We start from the raw sequence: 3,052 nt of genomic DNA on the forward strand, positions 1-3,052 counted from the left end.
CACGCCTCACGTTCCAGGCGGCGACTGGACTGCACCCGATTGAGATAACCGTAGATGTAAAGCTTCAGAAGGACTGCCGCATGGTAGGAAGGCCGGCCCGTCTCCTTGGCGATCACACGCTCAAACCCCATTCCATGCAGGTCGAGCGCCTCGACGAACACATCGATCACATGGACCGCGTTGTCCTCGCTTACCCAATCCTCCAGACATTCCGGCAAGAGCGTCAGCTGGGATCTGTCCGCGCCTTCAACGAAGCGTCCCATCCGTGTCCTCCATCAGGAAATGGAGGAATCGTAGCTCAGCCTTCGCCGCGACGTTTTTGGTATCAACGCAAAAACGCGAGCTCTCCCAGATAGTTGGCTGCTCTGGGCGCTGCGTGGCCATCCAGCAAAATTAGGAACGTGTCGGCGAGCATGTTGCGTCCCATAGTGGGCAGCAGGCGAACACAACCGACAACCTCGCGCCGCTCGACCACGAGAAGATAAGTCGGTTTCAGCGCGTCGTACCGATCGATCTCCAGTCCGGCCCTGACCGTGACGTCCCAGTCGAGCCGCTCCTTGAATACACGCCCTCGCAGACGGTGCATTCCCATTGTCAGTTCAGAGTCGTGCAGGAGCGCTGCACGCGAGCGCACAATGACTTTCATTCTCGACCTCCGGCTTACGAATCACAGCTTCGAGATCAAGAAAGCAGGCGCGGTCACCGCGTTGCGCTGTCAGTTCTGACAGGCCGTTTTGGAATTGTTCTTGCCGCAAAGCTGCCGCAACGAGATGTTGTTCGCGCACCTCAAGCGCATTCTTTAGCTCGACCGTTTGCGTTACGAGGTCCAAACGGCGCGCGTGACGAGTTCATCCTCGCAGCCACCGCCCAAAACCTTCGAAAGATGGCCAAGCTGATCCCGATGCCCAGGCCGAGGCTCGCATAGAGGCGGTTGAGGAGTTCGGCAAGCCGCGACGGAGCTATTACAACTAAATACTGGCCACCTTTTTCAACAGAATCTACTTGCCAGCAGAACTTTTCGACACTCGCGCAATGAGCTACATCGTTGTGACCGAAAGTTCTGCGAGGCCAGTCGATGAAGAAGGCGAAGATCAGGGAGAACATTCCAGCTGGCGCACCAGCTCTTGAGAAAGGGCTTGATCTCCTTGAAGCGCTAGCCGCCGAATCGCGGGGGCTCAACCAGAAGCAGCTCGCCGAAGCCGTCGGCCGTTCCGTCAGTGAGATTTTCCGGATGCTGGCGGTGCTGGAGCGCCGAGGCTATGTCGCGCGAGATCTGGCGACCGGTGAATACGCATTGACGCTGAAGCTGTTCCGGATCGCCTCGCAATTTCCGCCGACCGAGCGGCTGCTCAAGGCCGCGCTGCCGGTAATGGAACAGCTTGCCTCTCGCGTGCAGTTGTCGTGCCATCTTGCCGTCCTGCACGGTGAGCAGTTCATGGTGGTTGCCCGCATCGAACCGGAATGGCTGATGGGGTGGTCGGTCAAAGTTGGCGCGGTGTTTCCGCTCACCCAACAATACGCATCGGCGAAGGTCTTGGCTGCATTTCAACTCGAAGGCCGGCGGCAGGAGCTTGCGCATGTCATTGCCGCGCACGATCATGTCAGCATCAAGAAAGCGTTGGCAGCGCTCGACCGCATCTCCTCCGTGGGCGGCAATTTCTCTAACGATGACGGCTACACCCGCATCCTCGCCTATAGCTGCCTCATCATCGAAGCCTCTGGCCGCGCGGTAGCGGCCTTGACCGTTCCGCTGGTCAGGCAGGATCGCATTCCCGCCAGCGAAGCCGACAATATCGCCGCCGAGCTGCGCAGCGCAGCTCGGATCGTATCCGAGAAGATCGGCGGTGTCCCCTAAGCGACGGTCATACCACCGTCGACAACCAAGGCTGCGCCGTTGAGGTGTGCAGCCTCCTCGGAGGCGAGAAAGGCGACGGTACTGGCGACGTCCTGCGGCCGCCCGTGGACACCCTCTCCTTGTCGGCGCAACGCTACTGCATTGTCGCGCGCCTGATTATCCAAGCCCCGGATCATGCGCGATTTGATCGGTCCGGGCAGTACGGCATTGACCCGGATCCCCGTTCCCTTCACCTCGAGCGCCGCCGTGCGGGTCAGTCCGAGCACGGCGTGTTTCGAGGCGACATAACCTGCGAGCCCCGCGCGCCCGCGGATCGCCGAGGTCGAGGCGGTGTTGATGATGGCGCCCGTGCCGCGCCGGATCATCCTCGCCAGCACATGCTTGAGGCCGAGAAAGACCCCCTTCACGTTGACTTGTAGCACCTGATCGAACGCCTCATCCGGATAGTCGTGGAGGGGCGCGACGACACCCTCGATGCCCGCGTTGTTGGCGAAGATGCCGATCGGCCCCAATCGTCGCTCGACCGTTTCGACGAAGGCGGCCGTGTCGGCCGCGCTCGCGACGTCGGCGACGATCGCGAGCGCCCGTCCGCCGGCCTGCTCGAGAAGGCGCGCACTCGCCTCCGCCGCGGCCCGCTCGCGGTCGACGATCGCGATCGCATTGCTCATCTGCGCCAGCCGCAGCGCGATCGCGCGCCCGATATCGCCGCCGCCACCGGTGACGAGCGCCACCGGCCGGTCGTCTGCCGTCATGATTTCAGGAACTCGCAGCCGCCCTCTTCCAGAAGCCGCCAGGCCTCTGACGGCGCAATGGTCTTGACCAGCTTGTAATAGTCCCAGGGCTGTTTGGACGCCGCGGGCGTCTTCACCTCGAACAGATACATGTTATGCAGCTTGCGACCATCGGCGCGTATGCTGCCCTTGCCGAACAGCGGGTCGTCCGTTGGCAGCGTCTTCATTTGCTCGACCACGGCCTTGCCGTCGCCGGAGGCGCCGAGCGCATCCACCGCCTTCAGGTAGTGCAGCGTCGCGGCATAGGCGCCCGCATGCAGCGCGGTCGGGTAGCGCCCGTTGTTGCGCGGCGCGAACCGCCTGGTCGGAACGACGAGAGCGAGAACCATGGCACGTCTGTGGAAGGGTACGGACTACGAGGTCAGCTCCGTGGTCCGTGGTAAGCTTCGCAGCATCAAGCTGTGGA

The 3,052-nt window shown here is 62.0% G+C and carries 5 protein-coding genes and 1 pseudogene; 2 read left to right on the forward strand and 4 right to left on the reverse strand.

Annotated features, from left to right (window positions below):
- Both IVA92_RS30735 and IVA92_RS30740 read right to left on the reverse strand, forming a co-directional pair.
- A partial coding sequence (locus tag IVA92_RS30735) for a transposase (RefSeq protein WP_247534526.1) occupies window positions 1–263 on the reverse strand: 263 nt, incomplete at its 3' end.
- Between the two features lie 62 nt (window positions 264–325).
- Window positions 326–646, reverse strand: a complete 321-nt coding sequence (locus IVA92_RS30740; RefSeq protein WP_247278878.1) for an acyl-homoserine-lactone synthase — start codon at window positions 644–646, stop codon at window positions 326–328.
- Window positions 647–761: 115 nt separating this feature from the next.
- On the opposite strand from IVA92_RS30740, the pseudogene IVA92_RS30745 reads away from it, so the two are divergent.
- Window positions 762–925: pseudogene (locus tag IVA92_RS30745) on the forward strand (IS5/IS1182 family transposase); the annotation flags it as partial.
- Between the two features lie 150 nt (window positions 926–1,075).
- Window positions 1,076–1,855: an IclR family transcriptional regulator gene (locus tag IVA92_RS30750; protein WP_247278879.1), complete on the forward strand. Its 780-nt coding sequence runs from the start codon at window positions 1,076–1,078 to the stop codon at window positions 1,853–1,855.
- Here IVA92_RS30750 and IVA92_RS30755 read toward each other — a convergent pair.
- Together IVA92_RS30755 and IVA92_RS30760 are read right to left on the reverse strand one after the other, a co-directional pair.
- Window positions 1,852–2,607, reverse strand: coding sequence for an SDR family NAD(P)-dependent oxidoreductase (locus IVA92_RS30755; protein ID WP_247278880.1), 756 nt, complete (start codon window positions 2,605–2,607; stop codon window positions 1,852–1,854). The genes IVA92_RS30750 and IVA92_RS30755 overlap by 4 nt on opposite strands.
- Entirely contained in the window at window positions 2,604–2,975 is a 372-nt protein-coding gene (locus IVA92_RS30760) for an ABC transporter substrate-binding protein (RefSeq protein ID WP_346015579.1), read from the reverse strand. Before IVA92_RS30760 ends, IVA92_RS30755 begins: the two co-directional genes overlap by 4 nt.
- Window positions 2,976–3,052 lie beyond the last annotated feature (77 nt).

The organism is Bradyrhizobium sp. 154 (assembly GCF_023073875.1).
Lineage (GTDB): Bacteria > Pseudomonadota > Alphaproteobacteria > Rhizobiales > Xanthobacteraceae > Bradyrhizobium.